Below are 16,014 nucleotides of genomic sequence, written 5' to 3'. Positions count from 1 at the left end.
GCAGGGCATGACCAGCCCGTGAGCTGCTTATAGCGCCACTGCGCATAGGCATGGCGGTAGCCGTGGGCATTCCCGATGCCCGCCTTGAGGAGCTGGTTTTCGTAGGCCTTCACAGCCTGAAAATAGTTCCTCCCCCCCCTATCAGCGACCCGTCGCCCACCAGCTCGCGCACCTCGTCGAGGAGAGCGCGTTGCTTGTCGTGCGTGATCGGAATTTCGCGATACCGGCCGCCTTTGCACCAGCTCGCCTTCAGGGCGAGGCGGTCGCCTTTGTCAGCCAGTCCCGGCCGGAGCTTCAACGCCTCCTCACGCCGCAGGCCGAACGCGGCCTCGAGCTTTAGGGCAAGGCGCACCCGCGCGTCACCTACGCGCTCAAGTGCCGCGCCCTCGAGGCGCTTGGCCTTATTGCCGGAGAACCGGCCGCGTTCCGCGAGGCCGAACGTGTCATTCGCCTTCGGCAGGAGGCCCGTCTTGCCGACCTGGTGCGCCCACCAGCGCAGCCACGTCAGGCGGTTTCGTATGGTTTGGTCGGACAGGCCGCCCGCCTTCCAGTGACCGACAAGGGCGGTCACATGCTTGCCTTTTAGGCTGCGCGCATCAGGCAGGCGATACCCGAGCGCCAACAAATCGTCAGCCATGGCCAACAAGCCCCGCTGCCTCAGCGCACGGGTGCCGAAACTCCCTTCACCCGAGCGGGTGCAGAGGGTTTTCAGGCTAAAGCTCAAGTCGTCCATGGTTCATGTCTTTCGGTAAGTTTTATTGACCAGCCATGAGGCCGCGTGCGGCGTTCAAGGCCCTTGCCGAGGCAAGGAAAAGGCCGGATACTCCCTGTTGTTATCTCCGTTTCTACGGTCGATTAGTCTCCCTGTCGTGTCGCCCGATGATGGGCCGTTGTGTCATGCGGTCGTGCATCGTTGCGTCCTCTCTATGGGTTGCCTAGCTTGGCTCCCCGTGTCGTGCCCGTGGGGCCGTACATGCGGGCGGGGGTTGGGTGGTGCGCCCTCTGGCGCGTCGGTGTCAGCAGTCATTGAGGTTGTCCTTCCGGTTAAAAGGGGCAGCTCTGGCCCGTGGGGTTGTGGCTTAGATGTTTCGTGCCTGTGCACAGACGAGGTTCGGCTGAACCTCGTCACACCCTTATGTACCCATCCCTCATCCGTTGACTGACATGTGGCGACGGCCTGCCCAAAGGGGCGCAAGCGGTAGCGGCGCGCCCTGTCACTACCTGCGATGCGGTAGTGACAGGGCTAGGGCGTGCCCTGCCCGTGTGTCGGCCGTGCAACGGCCGAATGGGAGGTTGCCCTCCCAAACCCTCCCGTGGATCGCTTAGGGCCTAAAGGGCGCCCAGCGACCCAGCAGGGGACTTGCAACCCCCGCACCCCTGCCCTTGCGGCTCTAAAGGCCGCAGCGGGATTGCATCCCGCGCCTTGCGGATACCCGCACGGGGTTCCCCGGCGCTTGCCCCGTGTCGATGCTCCAAGCCTTTGGCCGGGCCGCGTGTCCCGGCCATTCGCTACGCGACCGGCTTTCCCGCATAGACCCGGTGCCCCGCGCGCCGGTGACATGCTGCGTGGCGACTGGATGCCCTCCGGGCACGGTCAGGCCTTTAGACCTGACCTTAACCAGTCTTGGCCGCCACGCCGCACGTCAACCCCGAGCTACCGAAGGAGCAAACTTGCTTGTCAGTGTAATGAGAAAAGGCGGCGCCCACGGCCGCTGATAGGTAGAGGGGCAAGCCCCTGCTCCGGTCTAGATCCAGAAACAGGGGCTTCTCCGCATAATTGACGCATCATCCCACTGACTGCGCCGCCTATCGGAGCCGGATTCGGGCAACACACTGAAACCCTAACCCGTGACCTTACAAGAGGATAGCTACCCCTTTCAGGTGAAGGCGTCAATCGAGCCAAAGGTAAAAATCTCATTTCGGCACGAAATGGTCATTTTTTAAGGTGCGCTCTTTTTCGGGATTTATACGTGGATTTTTATTCACAAATGCGAAGATAAAAAACGAGGCGGATCCGATAACCCCCTTCATCATTCCTCATCCCACATCCCCTAAATCCCCTTCGCCCTTATCCTTGCTTCTCCCCCTAAAATTGTCAATACTTAAAACCCGCTTACGGATAGGTTTTTACTTAGGAAGGCTAATCGCGCTCCATTTCGCTGAAATCAGAGTATCAGGGGAATTTTTCCAACCGAAATGCGCGGAATCTCGCGTGCCATAAGGCGAAAACGAAAAAAGGCACCACTTCAACAGCGATGCCTTCCGGTTTCCTACCCATCAGAATCCTATCACCCCCACCCATCGGAGGAAAGCACCCCTTGACCCCTACGGCTGGCGGCCGGTTGGCGCCCTGCCCGTGCGTCAGTAGCTCAAAGGCAGAGTGTCCGGTTTCCTACCCGGAAGATGCGGGCTCGAAACCCGTCTGGCGCTCCACATAGTGGCCCTGCCGTCGCACTTGCCATTGTAACCGACCGCGCCGAGGCGCAAGGGGATACTTGGCTTTGGAGTAGCCCACCCTTGGGGTGCTAGGCCGCAATAGAAGCTTCCCCTGCAGGGGATCCAGTGAATGCCCTGCAGAAGCTCACCGCAGAGCGGTGGTGTCCTGTTGCGGATCTAGGAAGGGTACATGGTGCCTGCACGAGCTGGCACCTACATAGGTATAAAGGGGGAGTGTTCAGGGTAACAGTACCCCAGAAAAAACTTGCCCCGGCGGTGTGCAGAGCAGTGACCAGCCGGGGGATACATGATCTATATGGCACAGGGCATTACCTATTACAAGGATAATCCCTGACATAATGCCCTAACCTATTACCCAAGTAATGCAGACACCATGCCCCTGAGTGACATTCTATCTACTGATCGGTTCGCTACCTACCTAGGGTGGGCACAAGGTAACGTGGCCCTAGGTGAGCGCCTCTACAGCTACAACGTCCAGCTATCAGCCGACCTGTATGCTGCCCTCCACATGCTGGAGGTGGCATTGCGCAACAGGGTGGACGTGGCCTTGACCCAAGCCCATGGTGCTGGGTGGCTCTACGACCATGCGGTGATGGCCGAGGCCTACCAGCAAGGGTGTGTCAACAGTGCCCAACAGATCCTCCTCCGTGACGGTAAGGCCGCGACCCACAGCCAGATGGTGGCGGAACTGAACTTTGGGTTCTGGACGTCCGTGTTCGGCCGTTCGTCCAATCACCTCTGGGGCACCCTGCGGCCGATTTTCCAGACCCAAGGCCTCAAGCGTGCGACCGTGGCCCAAAAGCTCCGTGACCTGCGTAAGCTGCGAAACCGCACCGCCCACTATGAGCCGATTCTGGCGCAACCGATCGCTGCGCTTCATCAAGACATTCTGGATCTCACCGCGTGGCTGTCCGTAGACGCCGCCGCATGGATCACCGCGCACGCGACGGTCAACTATCCGATTACGCCCATCATCGTGCGCAACCCGCAAACGGGCGTGTCAATTTTCGACCAGGCGCTCATGGCGCATTTGCCGGTCTAGCGTGCCCGGCCGCCCATAACGAGGCCCAAAAACCTGATTTTCATAAATAGACATGTGATCAAAAACAGAGGAGTTTCACATGTTAATTCAAATCGAACATTTCGGACTGCCATTCGCGGATAACCAGTATGCAAAGCTGGTCTTTACAGGGATGCGATATCATTACGTGATCGTCTATTAACGAGACGAGCAGGGCTATCAACATTGGTAGCCCTGTCTTTTTTGCCCCGGAGGCTGCCCGCTCACGGGCCGCAATCATCTTGCGCTGACGTTCCAGCTCGCGTTCTTCCTTAAGCCACGTAAGGAATGCCCGGCGCCCGGCATCCATGGAAACATGGTCGCAAAGCGCGGCCTTGAAATTGAAATTCGAGGGAATGCCTCGGGCAAGGCCCTTGGCCTGCCGGTTACACCGTAGGCGCTCAATCGGCGCTTTGCGGCTGCGCTTTCCTTCGTTCAGGTGCAGGTCGTTGAAGGTGCCGCCCATGCCCTGCTGGACATAGAGGATCTTGCCTATTGGCCCTCCGGCCCTGACGCCGTTGAACGAGTAGGATTCCTGCCAATCCGGCTTGCTGATCTTGAACTGGAGCTTGCCCATGTTTCCCGCCTTGCCGAACACGGTTTCGAGCGTGGCGCGGATCTGCTTATTGGTCTGCCGTTCCGGCAGGATCATCAGGGCGTGAAAATGGAGGTTGGCAATGCCACGCTTGCGCTTTTCGCCCCATCTGCGGGTTGAGACAGTCTGAAAGTACACCAACCGTTGCCACTCAACGCCCTTGTCGTGAAAGCGGCGGTTGAAGAACCTTTTGATGTTCCCATCTTCCGCTGCCATTTCGATCAGGCTCGTTTCGATACGGCCGTCCACGAAAACTGCCCGCTCGCCATAGATTGCGATCATAGCCGCCGCGACATAGGCCTGCTTGAGAACGTCCGTCTGCTTTTTCCAGACCGTTGTTTGCAGGTCATCGAGGCTACAAGAGGTAGCGATGATATTCCGAAACGCTTTCCACTGATCCGGGTTTATCTGTCTCTCCGTAGGTGAGCAGGAGGTTGGGTGCTACTAAAAGGAAGAACAAATATAGATATCCGGCCGAAAGCCTTGAAACGCAAGGCCCTCAGGGTGTTCTCATCCCCTGATCCCGCTCAAAAAGGGCCTGCTGGCAAACCGTGAACAAAGATCGCTCATCGCGAGAACAGAACTAAGGGGCTTTGCCCCTCGCGCAGGCAAGGGGGCGGTTCCCGAGGCTCCGCGCTGCGCTTGTGCGCCCGCCGCCTGAAACCCTTGCCCTTGCTACCCCTAGACCTCGCCGGTCAGGCAGGGTTGCAGGAGGATTCCTGCACCTGCTTTTACTGGCCTTCGGCCCCTTTCTGCCGGTCATGGGCGAGAAGCGCTTAAACAAAACGCTTGAAACTTTACCAACTAGTTAGTAAAGTAATGGCAGCTTTCTAAAAATCGAAATGGCGAAAAAATGACCTCTACTCACTCGAATAGATGGGTTTTGCTCATGACCGTTGGCGCCGGTCTGCTGCTTATCACCCTTGATAACTCGGTACTCTATACCGCTCTTCCGACGCTAACACGCGAACTTCACGCGACTGCCACTCAGGGGCTTTGGATAATCAATGCCTACCCACTTGTAATGGCGGGCCTTCTGCTGGGCGCAGGCACTCTTGGTGACCGGATTGGTCATCGTCGCATGTTCCTTGTCGGCCTTGCTCTATTTGGCCTCGCCTCAACGATAGCGGCATTCGCTCCGACTGCGGAGGTTCTTATCGGAGCGCGAGCTTTCTTGGCCGTAGGCGCCTCTGCCATGATGCCTGCCACCCTCGCACTCATCCGAGTGACATTCGAAGATGAACGTGAGCGCAATATCGCTATCGCAATATGGGGTTCGTTGTCGGTCGTAGGCGCGGCCCTTGGCCCAATTGTTGGCGGCTTCCTGCTTGGTCACTTCTGGTGGGGTTCCGTGTTCCTCATCAACGTGCCAGTCGTAGTGATAGCCTTTGCGGCAACTCTAATCGTTGCTCCAAAGGTGGCAGGCGACCCTACTACACCGTGGGACATTGTATCCTCGCTTCAGGCGCTGGTAGCCCTGTCCGCGCTTGTAATCGCGATCAAGGAGATGGCGCACGCGGGCAGCTCATGGGTTATGCCTATCGTGGCATTTGGCATTGCGGTCATTGCATCGATTGTCTTCGTTCGTCGTCAACTCCGTATGACGTTCCCGCTGCTGGATTTTTTCTATCTTCCGCAACAACGCATTCCTGTCTGGAACTCTTGCTGCCGCCTTCTCGCTATTTGCCATTGGGGGTGTCGAGCTTGCCACCACGCAACGCTTCCAAATGGTAGCAGACTTTACCCCGCTTCAAGCAGGCCTACTGGTATCGGTGGCCGCGCTTGGCTCACTACCTACTGCCATTCTCGGCGGTGCTTTCCTGCATGTGATCGGACTACGGTTTCTGATCGCAGGAGGAATGGCTGTCGGATCTCTGTCAATTCTGGTTGCAACCTACGGCATCAGCCACGGCTTCGGTTGGCTTATCCTTGGTCTAGCGTTGATGGGAGCGGGTGTTGGCGGATGTATGTCGGTTGCCTCAACGGCAATCATGGGCAATGCACCGGTTCATCGTGCAGGCATGGCTTCCTCGGTCGAAGAGGTCTCCTACGAGTTTGGCAGCCTGTTTGCAGTGACGATCCTCGGCAGCCTTTTGGCCTACTTGTACACGATCAATGTTGTCTTGCCGGAGGATGCGTCCGCTCTTGCGCGCGACAGCATGGCAGCGGCGATTGAGATCGCCGGGGCAGAGGGTGAGAGCCTGCGGGCGGCAGCCAACATGGCATTCGATAGCGCCTATACCACCGTTATGTATGTAGCCGCTGGCGTGCTTGCCTTGGGATCGTTAGTAACCGCCTTACTGCTCCGAGCCTATGGCCCCGGTTCGGAATCATCCTCCTATCAAACGGGGCACTAGGATAACCAATGGTGAGATCGAGCAAACGAGATGAAGTTCTCGAAGCCATTGTAACGATCATCGAGCGTGACGGGTTAACTCCCGTCACGCTCGATGCGGTTGCAGTCGAAACTGGCATGACAAGAGCGGGGCTTCTCTATCATTTTCCGTCACGCGAGGCATTGATCCAAGCCACCCATGAACACCTTACAGGCATGTGGGAAAAAGAGCTTGTGGCAAGTGCGGGAAAGTCCGCAGACGCTGCTACCGAAGCCGAACGCCATGCAGCCTACATCAACGTATGCGCCAAGGCCGCTCGGCGGGTCGAACTTCTTCTCATGCTTGAGAATGCTGATAATAAAGCACTTGGCGACCTCTGGCAGCACATCATTGATCGATGGGCGCCGCCCGCTCCAAATATCGAAGATGCGGCCGGGATCGATAAATTCATTGCACGCCTTGCCGCAGACGGGCTTTGGGTTCACGAGGCCCTTTCAGCCCGGCCTTTGCCAACGGCTTTGCGCAAGCAAATCATTCTCCGTCTGAACGAGCTGTTACAGAACGACGACAGTAAGCAAGTTTGATGCATAAGTTATGACTTTTGCATCAAAACTAACCAACTGGTGAGATTTCGCTTTTTGATGCAAAATTCTGATGCACTATGGAGGCATGATTTACGGATATGCCCGCGTCTCGACCGAAGCCCAAGAGCTGCGTTCCCAACTCGCCCAGCTCAAGGCCGCCGGGTGCGAGAAAATATTTCAGGAGAAGGAGAGCCGGATGCGAGAAGACCGCCCCCAGCTCGAAAAGCTCCTCAAGAGCCTCAAGGCCGACGATGTTCTGATCGTGGTGGCGACCGACCGCCTAGGCGGTGGCCCTCGCCTCCTCCTGAATATTCTCGATGCCATCCGCAAAAGCGGCGCCGGGTTCAAGTCCTTGGCCGAACCACATATCGACACCACGGCCTCGCCCGAGCTTGCCGAAATGGTGTTCTTCTGGGTCGGCTGGGCCGCCCGCTGGGAGTGGCAGCGCATCCGCGCTCGGACGTCCACCGGTCGCGCCGAAGCGACTGCACGCGGCGTTAAATTCGGCCGTAAGACCAAGCTCACCGATCACCAGAAGCGGGAAGCCCTCGCCCGCCTTGCCACAGGCGATGAGACGCAGCGCGCTATCGCCCGCAGCTACAACGTCAGCCAGAGCACCATTGCGAGGCTCCGACCATGACCCCGTTTACCTCACCCACGTTGATCCCGGCCGGAACATGGCGCGCTTCTACACCATGAGCGTACAACCGACGTTATTCGGCGAGTGTTCGGTGGTACGCGAGTGGGGGCGCATCGGCACGGGCGGGCAGGTGAGGGAAACCCATCACACCACCCGCAGGAAGCGCAGGCCTTTGCCGAGGAGATTCTCCGGCAGAAACTCCGCAAGGGTTATCAATTGATTTGATGTTGCAGGGGCTTACCCCTGCGAACTCTAACTTTAACGCTAATGTTAACGTCAGATTTAAAGTTAGTGCGAACGTCAAAGTTAATGCTTATTTTAACATTGCGGCTTACGATTCGTTCGTAAATCAAGGAGCGGCTATGTTCACCATCACCTTTGCGAACCCGAAAGGCGGTTCGGGGAAAACCACTTCGGCCATGCTATTGGCCGAGCAGATCCGTGCCGCTGGCGCGACGGTCGCCATTCTGGATTGCGACCCTAACCAGAACATCGTGCAGTGGGACGCCCAACGTGCGGAGCAGGGGAGGGCATCGCCCTTCATCGTGCGCCCCGTGCCCACCGAAGCGCAGTTTCTCGACACCGTGGAGGACATCCGTGGCAAGGCCGATTACTTGATTATCGACCTTGAAGGTACGGCCTCGAACCTCGTCACCTATGCCATCAGTCGCTCCGACCTGGTGCTGATCCCGTTTGAGCCAACTCCCATGGAAGCCCGGCAGGCAGCCCGCGCCGTGCAGCTCGTGCAAAACACCGGCCGGATGATGAACAAGGCCGTAGCCCACGCCCTGCTGTTCACCAAGGTCAACGCGGCTATCCAGACCAATGACGAAAAGGACGTGCGCAAGGAAACCCAAGCGAACGACATTCCCGTGTTGCGGGCCGCGATTGTGCGCCGTGCCGCCTTCACCCGCATTTTCCGCGAGGGTTATCTCCTGAGTGAGCTGTTGGAACAGGCCCGCGAAGAGGTCAAGGCCAGCACAGCGTCAGCACAGGAGCGTGTTCTTAAGCCGCTGGAAGCGGCCATTCAGAACGCCCGCGAATACACCCAAGAAGTCGTCAACCACCTGCCGCAACAGAAAGCCGCCGCATGAGCTACGGATTTGGAGAAAAAACAACCGGCGCCGTTCAGTTGCCACAACAGTCCCGCGAGGCCGTCCCAGCCAAGCCTTCCATGAACCACATCTTGCAGGCAGGCGCCGAACTGGGGTTTGTCTCGCGGGAGACCGCGACCCGTCGCAAGCCGGGGCCGCGCCGTGTCGAAGCACAGGACAAAATCACCGTGACCGGCCCAAAGCGGGTGATCGACCAGCTCAAGGCCTACTGCGATGCCAAAGGCGGAATGTCGTACTGCGAGGCCATTGCCGAGCTGCTGGATGCCAGAAAGTAGTGCTGAAAATTCATGCAGGCCGGTAGGTTATTCCCCTAAATCAGCTAGCGTTTCGCTCATGAACCACAACGACGAATCACTTATTCGCGACGACGACCTGCGCGCCCAGCTTGAGGCGCAGCGGGGCAAGTCGCCCGTGTTCGACGTTTACGTGCGCAGCCTCATCAGCACGCAGATCAAGCGGGATGAGAAAAGGCCGCCGACGAAGCCAAAGCCGCCAAGCTTGCCGCCATGCCGCGCGAGAAGCGCCGCCGGGCGATTTTCCGTGAGGTTATCGAGAACGAAGGGCCATCGCCGGATAACCTGCGGTACATGCCCACGCCTTTGGCGATTTGTGGCCTGCCCTACAAAGCCCTGCCGGAGGGCGTGACCGAGTTCGAACGCACCCAAGGACGCATGGCCGTTACCGTGACCGCAGGCAAGCTCCGCTCGCCCGATGGCCGCAAGGTGCAGCAGCCTGTGCCTTATGGCCCGAAGGCACGCCTCATCATGGCGCACCTGTCAACCGAAGCCTTGCGCAACAACTCGCCCATCGTGGAAACCTCCGAAACCCTGTCCGCCTTCATGCGCGACATGGGGTTCGAGCCGCGCGGCGGGAAGAATGGCAATATTGAGCCGTTCAAAGAGCAGCTTCGCGCTCTCGCAGCCTGCCGCATGGAAATCAGCACGTGGGACGGCAAGCGTTCCGGCCAGATTGACGTCAAGCCGTTGCAGAAGGTCGAGCTATGGTTCCCCGACCACGACCACCAGAAATCCCTTTGGCCAACCACCATCGCGTTTTCCGGTGACTTCTACAACGAACTCAAGAACCACGCCCTGCCCATCGACGTGCGCGTGTTGCGCGCCCTTTCCAATTCGGCTCGTCGTCTCGACCTGATGTTGTGGGTTACTTACCGCATCACGCGCCTGCAAACGCGCCTTGTTCTCGACTGGCAACCGCTCAAGAGCCAGTTCGGGGAGGATTATACCCGAGATCGCGACTTCAAGGCCGCGCTGGTGCAGGACTTGGCAGCTCTGAAAGACATTTTCCCGAAGCTGCCGGTGAAGCTCACCGAGCGGGGGCTGGAGATGGAAGCGGCCGACGCTTCGGCCCTTGCTATCCCCAAACGCGCCCTCAAAGCCTAACCCCTAAAAATCAGGTAGTGAAACGCTGAAAAGCGTGTCTTTTTGCGTATTTAGCTACGCTGATTAAGTCGCGCTCAGTGGATAACTTTTTGCAGCTTTTTCAGGTATCTAGACCCCCTCCTACGCTGATTAGGTCGCGCCCCTACGCTGATTAGGTCGCGCTTTCGCCCCCAGCTACGCTGATTAGGTCGCGCCCCTACGCTGATTAGGTCGCGCAATCCACGCTGATTAGGTCGCGCCTATATATAGAACAGAAAGATTCAGAAAGGTTTTTACAGAAAGCTTCTCTACAGAAACCCTTTTACAGAATAACAGAAAGAGGCTTTTTCAAATTTTGGAAAAGGGATTTTGGAGACACAAACGCAGGCGGCAAATAAGGGCCTCTGAGGCGTTTCTTTCTTCCTGATGACCCGACACTAGGAAAAACATCGAAACCCATCTCACAGCCCTCCTATGAGGTTGTGAGGGCATGGTAGGCGCTGGGCGATGCCCAGCGGCCTAACCCTTGACGGTCATCGGCTCCTCAGCCTGTACCGTGTGATGAAGTGAATCATTCTTTTGCGGCCATGGCAATGGCCGGGTTGGTGGCTGATCGTGCAGCGCCGCCATGATCGCAACGACCTCGGCGGTGGTTGGTGCATGGATCTCGTAATCCGCCGTCTTCACGGATGAGCCGCGCCCCCAAAAGGCAGCGCCGCGTGCCGCGCACGCTTTCAGACAATCGACCAACCAATCCTGCATTTCCAGCGCCTCCATGTCGTTCCGAAGCTTGTAGGCGGCAAATGGTTGTCACCGCAAAGCACAGGCTCGGACACAGGGTAGGGTGGCATGGGGAGTGTTGAATGCGAACGCAGGATTCGGGAACCGAATCACGCAGGAGCATGGTGCAACTCATGTTGAGTGCGAAAATCAGGCCTAACCCTTGTTCAAATACCTTCGGGGGTATGGGGGCAGACAGCCCCCATTCAAGAAAATCACGGCGTTAATAATACACCAACCTTGGCGATTGACTGCCGCAGGCTGCTTTGTAAGCTACGATTGTAGAGGGCAATTGGGGAATACTATGGGTAAGTTGGTTATTGGCACCGGCATGATGCTGGTCGGGGTATTTATGTGTTTCACGGTCGTGCTGGCTATTCCGGGAACGATCATGGCCTTTATCGGCGGCGGCATGATGTTCGCCGGGTTCGCCTCAGTCACCAAGTCCACCGTTAAGGGGGTATGGCGGCCGGGAAGATCGCCCGCGACATGAGGGCGAACCGCGAAGATACGACACTCATCGAGGCGCAGCCTGTTGAGGCTCACCGCAGCGTGGCGGATGAAATCGCCAAGCTTGCCGATCTGCTTAACGCAGGACACCTGACGCAAGCCGAATTCGATCAGCGTAAGGGCCAGCTTCTCAGCCAAGCTTGAGCAGCCCGCCGCTGGTATCGAAGGCCTTCGCCGACTCCATACGGTCGGCGAACTCGGCATAGCCGTAGGCCTTCACCACGCGGGCAGGGGAGTGCCCCTGCGCTATTGTCAGGGTCAGGTCGCGGAAGGCCTCGCCGGTCAGTTCGTGTGGGAACACGAGCGGCTTGCGTTGGCCGTCAATCAGGCCGTGCCGCTCGTCCAACTGCTTGGACAGGTTCAGGGCTTGCTCGCCGCTGATGCCCATAAACTGCCGCACGAGGCTGTTTTGCAGGAATCCGTCAGGGTTCTTGTAATGCTCTGCGAGCTGCCCGAAATTTTGCGCAAACATCCAGAGCCGCACGCCGTAACCGCGCCCCATGTCGAGGGCGGTTTCCAGCAGGTCAAGGCGATGGAGCTTGGGCATTTCATCGAGGAAGAACGTCACGACCGGCGCGTTACGGTCGGGTTCATCCCGGCACAGCGCATAGATGGTCTGTCCTATGAGCGCGCGGAAGAACGAGGTGTATTGCTTCAGCTCCTTTAGGCTGATGCAGATATAGAGGGTCGCCTTGTCCCGGCGCAGCGTCATAGGGTCGAAGGTCGAGCGGGCGCTCAGCTCCTCGATGCGCGGGGCCTGCCACGTGTCGATGTGCGTGCGCGCCGTGTCCGTGACGCTTTCGCGCACCTTGGGCGGCATCGAGCGCACGGCCTTGGCCGTGCGTTCCAGCTTTTTGACGCCGGATTGGGCGAGGTGGTTGAGCCACAGCTCCAACTCACTCCCCGCAATCCCGGTATCGGCGCCGTCAGGCGCCATGGGTTCGAGATACAGGCGATCAAAAATTGCCGACAGGGTACGGTCGTCCTTCTCGAACAATGCCGTGTCGAGAATGGCGTCAGCCAACAAATCAAGGCCGCGCTTGTCCCAATAATCCTTTTTGCCGACTTCCTGCGGCACCATCAGCAGATCCACGAGGCTTTTGGCATCTTCGTAGGCATCAGCCAGCGGCTCCGCGCGCACGGTATCGAGCGGGTTGAAATGGATGGAGTTGGCCGGATCGGAGGGTGCGAACCTATAGACCGGCCCGACATTACGGGCGCGCCAGACGGCCGTCTGGTCGAACAGCTCGCCCTTGATGTCGAGGACGACTGCGCCGCCGTCCATGGTCAGGAGGTTGCGCATGACCGTCTGGCTCTTGCCCTGACCGGGAGGGCCGAAGGTGATGAGGCTTTCGTTCTGGTCATACAGGAGTTCGGATTCCGAACCCTCTATGCGGCCCAAACGTAGCACCGAAGGGCGCGGAGGTTGATGCCTGCATAGCGCCGTGGCGGCCTCCTCTGGTGCCATCCATGTGGCGCCGGTGACAAGCAGCCGTTTCAAGGTGGCGCGCTCTTCTGCGGTCATAAGGCGAGAGGTGAGGGCATCCCGCAACGCCTGTTGCAGGCGTTCGGTCGCTTCGCCGGTCGGGCCGAGGTGGCCCTCGATCAAGGTCGTTAGGGTGCGGCGTAGTTCGGCCAACAGGTCGGCCGACTTGAACGGGCCGTCTGTGACCATCAGGCCCTTGCCCTCATTCCAGACAATCGGCGTAAAGATCGCCAGCCGCTCGCGGCGGTCAATCTGCCCCACGGCCGCCAATAGGTCGGTCAGGCGAAGGGTGGCTCGTTCGGCCTCCGTCATGTCGCGCAAAGTGCGCCGGAACGCGGCGCCTTTGAGCGCCAGCTCCGCCGAGGCTTGCAGATAGTCACGCTCCATCGATCCTGCCGCCTTGAGGAGGTAATCCTCGTCACCAGCGCGCCGGTCGAGGTGGGCGTGTTTGTCAGAGATGGTTCGGGCAAGCCGGAAGAAGCTGACCTCTTTCAGGAGGTCGGGCGTCAGCTCTGCAATCGTCAGGCTGACGGCGTTCAGCTCGTTGGCGTGGAACGCCTCGATTTCCGCCAGCCGATTGCCCGCCGCGGCGGGAGCGGGCGCAGGTTTGGCCGCGGAGACTGGTAAGGCGGGACGCGCTCGCGAGCGGGCCAAAGCCCCGCCGACGCCGCCGCTTACGGAATAAGCGTAACCGCCCAGAAAGATGGCGCCGAAGAACGCCGCTAAAATCAGATAATCCATCAACACCCCCATGCCCAAGGTGAAGGTAGCCGGAGGGAAACAGGTAGGCAATGCAACAGGCAGTGGTGGGTGAAGCAACGCCGCAGCGGTGGCCGGGAGATACCGCGCCCTTGCCCGGCCCATGACGTTGCCATGGTCACGGGCGGCAGGCGCTTGCGGTTTCTAATGAAGGCTTGTAGCTTGGCGGCATTGTTAGGGCGCACTTATGGGTTTCGTTCCGAAACCCGCGCCCACCACCGTCTGGGGCGTTGAGTGGCAATCTATAGCCTGAACCACAAGCCGGTCGGCAAAAGCACGCAGGAGCGGCCGTACACGACCGGTGCCCACGTGAATTACATCACCCGTGAAAAGGCTCTAGGCCGTCTCGACGGCGCCCGCTTGCCCGTGGACAAGGACGGCGCCCGCGACTTCTTCAACAGGGCCGAGGACGGCAGCCGCGCCAATGGGCGCGTTGCGGACAAGCTCATGCTGGCGCTGCCCAAGGAGCTGACACCCGAGCAGCGCCACGAGCTGGTGCGTGGCTTCGCCGAGGACGTGACAGGTGGCAAGGCGCCATGGCTGGCCGCCCATCACGACAAGGGCAGGGATGCCAGCAACCCTCACTGCCACCTTGTCCTACGTGACCAAGACCCGACCACCGGCAAGCGTGTGTTCGGGATGAGCGAACGCGGTTCTACCCAGCGCCTGCGCGAGAAATGGCAAGACCATGCCAACCGCGCTCTAGAGCGCGCAGGACGGCCGGAGCGCATCGACGCCCGCACCCTGAAGGCGCAGGGTATCGACCGCGAGCCGCAAATCCATGAAGGGCCGCGCAACCGCGCAGCTTCTGAAAACGGCCGCAGGCCCGTGTCACGGCCGCGCAATTTTCGGAACCGGCCGGGAGCCAAAGTTCCCAACCGACGCGTTGATTACCCCTCAATTGATAAGGGCCGAACGCGGGCCGAGTATAACCGTGAGCGGCCGACTGAGCGCGATTATTGGAACGAGCTGGACGCTCACCGCCAACAGGAGGAGCTGGACGGCTTGCGCCGCCTGCACCTCCCTCCGGACGGACGGCGCGACGAGCCGCCGCCCCGGTCGTTTGGCGACAAGCTCAAGGCCTTCCGCGCGCAAAAGGAGGCCGACAAGGGTTTGCCCATGCCGTCGGCCAAAACACCCGTACAACAGGGCTTGCCATTGAAAGAGTTTCTGGCGAAAAGTAGGGGCAGGCCTTCCGATCGCGCGCCGCCTCTGCGGCCCACGCGGAAGGGCAGGGACGACGACCGCGAGCGGTAGGGGTGGCATGTCAGTCGACGAGCGCGACCTCGCTATGAGCGAGGACGAACTGGCAAGAGCACGGTTTGCGGAACGCAACAGCCGTAGCCGTCTCAATGACACGATGCGCCAATCGTTCCTGTCGCCAAAGCGCGCCATGAACCGCATCCAGAAGGCCCGCGCCAAACACGGTGACAAGACCGTTTTCGACAAGCTCCGTGACCCTAAGAGCCGCGCCTATGGGCGGCGCCCCGGCAGTCTGCTGTCACGGGGTGGCCTGCGCGGCGGTGCCCGCCGCAAGCGACACGAGGCCTTGCTGGCGCGCCGTCGCCTGCCCGAGCAGCTTCTCGACCATGAAAACAGCGCTGGACGCCTGCGCGGCGCCGAGCGGGGCCACAAGGAGGCCCGCGACCGGTATCGGCCGCCAGCGGGCGGCGGCCCGAAACAATCGTTCCTGTCTCGCCTCATCAACCGTCCCTCTCCTGACGCCGTGCCTGCGCCTCATAATCATGCCGGAAAGGGATTCTCCCTGAAGGAAGCTCTTGCCAAGCGAGCGCAACGGTCGGCCGAGAGACCGACCTCGAAACCGCGCCCAAAAGGCCGGGATTTTGAGCGAGAGCGCTAAAGCGTCCAACGCACCACGAGGGCCTGCGAGGTGCGCCCATCTGGGTGCTGGCGTTTCTCCCATTCCACGCCAAACCCTTCCGCCCGCAGGGCTTCGGCCGTGGCCTTCGCCGCGACCGTCTGCGACACGTCAACGGCCTTCTCGGGCGCCACGGTGATGTGGGTGAATCCGTTCCCAGCCGCGTCAGAGATCCGCGTCTTTACGGCCGACAGGTCAAGCAGTTTCTCCGCTTCGCGTTCGAGCGCCTGCCGGGTCATTTCCTTGACCCGCTCCAAAATGGTGCCCGTCATGCCGCCGCCCCCTGTTGGGTGGTGCTGGCAAAGCGGCGCCCCAAATAGGTGTCTGTGACATCGAGGCGGCCGTGTCCCAGCTCATGCGATACCTCCAAACGCGCGGCGCGGTCGCGCGCCGCCTGCGCGGGTGTCATGCGGTCAACGGTTGGGCCGCCGGCG

Annotated in this window: 17 protein-coding genes, 1 tRNA gene and 2 pseudogenes; 14 read left to right on the top strand and 6 right to left on the bottom strand. The window is 59.7% G+C overall.

Features of this window, described 5'->3' with window-relative positions:
- Positions 1-109: 109 nt before the first annotated feature.
- Positions 110-733: a phage integrase N-terminal domain-containing protein gene (locus H2O14_RS26680; RefSeq protein WP_182830308.1), complete on the bottom strand. Its 624-nt coding sequence runs from the start codon at positions 731-733 to the stop codon at positions 110-112.
- A 1,625-nt stretch (positions 734-2,358) separates the two neighbouring features.
- Here H2O14_RS26680 and H2O14_RS26675 point away from each other — a divergent pair.
- Both H2O14_RS26675 and H2O14_RS26670 read left to right on the top strand, forming a co-directional pair.
- A tRNA-Gly gene (locus H2O14_RS26675) sits at positions 2,359-2,433 on the top strand.
- Between the two features lie 463 nt (positions 2,434-2,896).
- Positions 2,897-3,499: a hypothetical protein gene (locus H2O14_RS26670; RefSeq protein ID WP_245480586.1), complete on the top strand. Its 603-nt coding sequence runs from the start codon at positions 2,897-2,899 to the stop codon at positions 3,497-3,499.
- Positions 3,500-3,581: 82 nt separating this feature from the next.
- Here the strand turns inward: H2O14_RS26670 and H2O14_RS26665 are convergent, their stop codons facing one another.
- Positions 3,582-4,394, bottom strand: a complete 813-nt coding sequence (locus H2O14_RS26665) for a hypothetical protein (RefSeq protein WP_246697869.1) — start codon at positions 4,392-4,394, stop codon at positions 3,582-3,584.
- A gap of 571 nt (positions 4,395-4,965) precedes the next feature.
- On the opposite strand from H2O14_RS26665, the pseudogene H2O14_RS28335 reads away from it, so the two are divergent.
- The 8 genes and pseudogenes from H2O14_RS28335 to H2O14_RS26630 form a co-directional block, all read left to right on the top strand.
- Positions 4,966-5,631 (top strand): annotated as a pseudogene (locus tag H2O14_RS28335) (MFS transporter); the annotation flags it as partial.
- A 208-nt stretch (positions 5,632-5,839) separates the two neighbouring features.
- Positions 5,840-6,469, top strand: coding sequence for an MFS transporter (locus tag H2O14_RS28330; protein ID WP_246697868.1), 630 nt, complete (start codon positions 5,840-5,842; stop codon positions 6,467-6,469).
- Positions 6,470-6,477: 8 nt separating this feature from the next.
- Positions 6,478-7,032, top strand: coding sequence for a TetR family transcriptional regulator (locus H2O14_RS26655; RefSeq protein WP_119945320.1), 555 nt, complete (start codon positions 6,478-6,480; stop codon positions 7,030-7,032).
- Between the two features lie 70 nt (positions 7,033-7,102).
- Entirely contained in the window at positions 7,103-7,672 is a 570-nt protein-coding gene (locus H2O14_RS26650; protein WP_246697867.1) for a recombinase family protein, read from the top strand.
- Positions 7,602-7,892 (top strand): WGR domain-containing protein, encoded by a 291-nt coding sequence (locus H2O14_RS29155; RefSeq protein ID WP_182830307.1) that lies wholly within the window; start codon positions 7,602-7,604, stop codon positions 7,890-7,892. The genes H2O14_RS26650 and H2O14_RS29155 overlap by 71 nt, the downstream gene beginning before the upstream one ends.
- Positions 7,893-8,034: 142 nt before the next feature.
- Positions 8,035-8,766, top strand: a complete 732-nt coding sequence (locus H2O14_RS26640) for a ParA family protein (RefSeq protein WP_119945324.1) — start codon at positions 8,035-8,037, stop codon at positions 8,764-8,766.
- On the top strand, positions 8,763-9,062 hold the full coding sequence (locus H2O14_RS26635) for a hypothetical protein (RefSeq protein WP_119945322.1): 300 nt from the start codon (positions 8,763-8,765) through the stop codon (positions 9,060-9,062). The genes H2O14_RS26640 and H2O14_RS26635 overlap by 4 nt, the downstream gene beginning before the upstream one ends.
- A gap of 231 nt (positions 9,063-9,293) precedes the next feature.
- Entirely contained in the window at positions 9,294-10,187 is an 894-nt protein-coding gene (locus H2O14_RS26630; RefSeq protein WP_182830306.1) for a replication protein RepA, read from the top strand.
- Positions 10,188-10,685: 498 nt separating this feature from the next.
- On the opposite strand, the gene H2O14_RS26625 is transcribed toward H2O14_RS26630, so the two are convergent.
- On the bottom strand, positions 10,686-10,943 hold the full coding sequence (locus H2O14_RS26625; protein WP_119945311.1) for a hypothetical protein: 258 nt from the start codon (positions 10,941-10,943) through the stop codon (positions 10,686-10,688).
- Between the two features lie 307 nt (positions 10,944-11,250).
- On the opposite strand from H2O14_RS26625, the gene H2O14_RS26620 reads away from it, so the two are divergent.
- Positions 11,251-11,439 (top strand): hypothetical protein, encoded by a 189-nt coding sequence (locus tag H2O14_RS26620; RefSeq protein ID WP_182830305.1) that lies wholly within the window; start codon positions 11,251-11,253, stop codon positions 11,437-11,439.
- Positions 11,409-11,600 carry an SHOCT domain-containing protein gene (locus tag H2O14_RS26615; RefSeq protein ID WP_182830304.1) on the top strand — a complete coding sequence of 64 codons (192 nt, stop codon included), beginning with the start codon at positions 11,409-11,411 and terminating at the stop codon, positions 11,598-11,600. Before H2O14_RS26620 ends, H2O14_RS26615 begins: the two co-directional genes overlap by 31 nt.
- Here H2O14_RS26615 and H2O14_RS26610 read toward each other — a convergent pair.
- Complete coding sequence (locus tag H2O14_RS26610; protein WP_162939875.1) at positions 11,587-13,683, bottom strand: type IV secretory system conjugative DNA transfer family protein; 2,097 nt, start codon at positions 13,681-13,683, stop codon at positions 11,587-11,589. The genes H2O14_RS26615 and H2O14_RS26610 overlap by 14 nt on opposite strands.
- Positions 13,684-13,935: 252 nt before the next feature.
- Here H2O14_RS26610 and H2O14_RS26605 point away from each other — a divergent pair, with 252 nt between their 5' ends.
- Positions 13,936-14,958 carry a MobA/MobL family protein gene (locus tag H2O14_RS26605; RefSeq protein ID WP_119945314.1) on the top strand — a complete coding sequence of 341 codons (1,023 nt, stop codon included), beginning with the start codon at positions 13,936-13,938 and terminating at the stop codon, positions 14,956-14,958.
- A gap of 7 nt (positions 14,959-14,965) precedes the next feature.
- Positions 14,966-15,562: a hypothetical protein gene (locus H2O14_RS26600; RefSeq protein WP_119945315.1), complete on the top strand. Its 597-nt coding sequence runs from the start codon at positions 14,966-14,968 to the stop codon at positions 15,560-15,562.
- Here H2O14_RS26600 and H2O14_RS26595 read toward each other — a convergent pair.
- The gene (locus H2O14_RS26595; protein WP_119945316.1) at positions 15,559-15,852 is read right to left on the bottom strand and encodes a hypothetical protein; all 294 of its coding nucleotides are present in this window, start codon (positions 15,850-15,852) and stop codon (positions 15,559-15,561) included. The genes H2O14_RS26600 and H2O14_RS26595 overlap by 4 nt on opposite strands.
- Positions 15,849-16,014 (bottom strand): annotated as a pseudogene (locus H2O14_RS29705) (integrase); the annotation flags it as partial. The gene H2O14_RS26595 and the pseudogene H2O14_RS29705, both read right to left, overlap by 4 nt.

The organism is Rhizobium sp. G21 (assembly GCF_014158035.1).
GTDB lineage: Bacteria > Pseudomonadota > Alphaproteobacteria > Rhizobiales > Rhizobiaceae > Rhizobium_E.
Note: the sequence above shows the minus strand (reverse complement) of the source record. Positions and strands in the feature narration are given on the sequence as shown.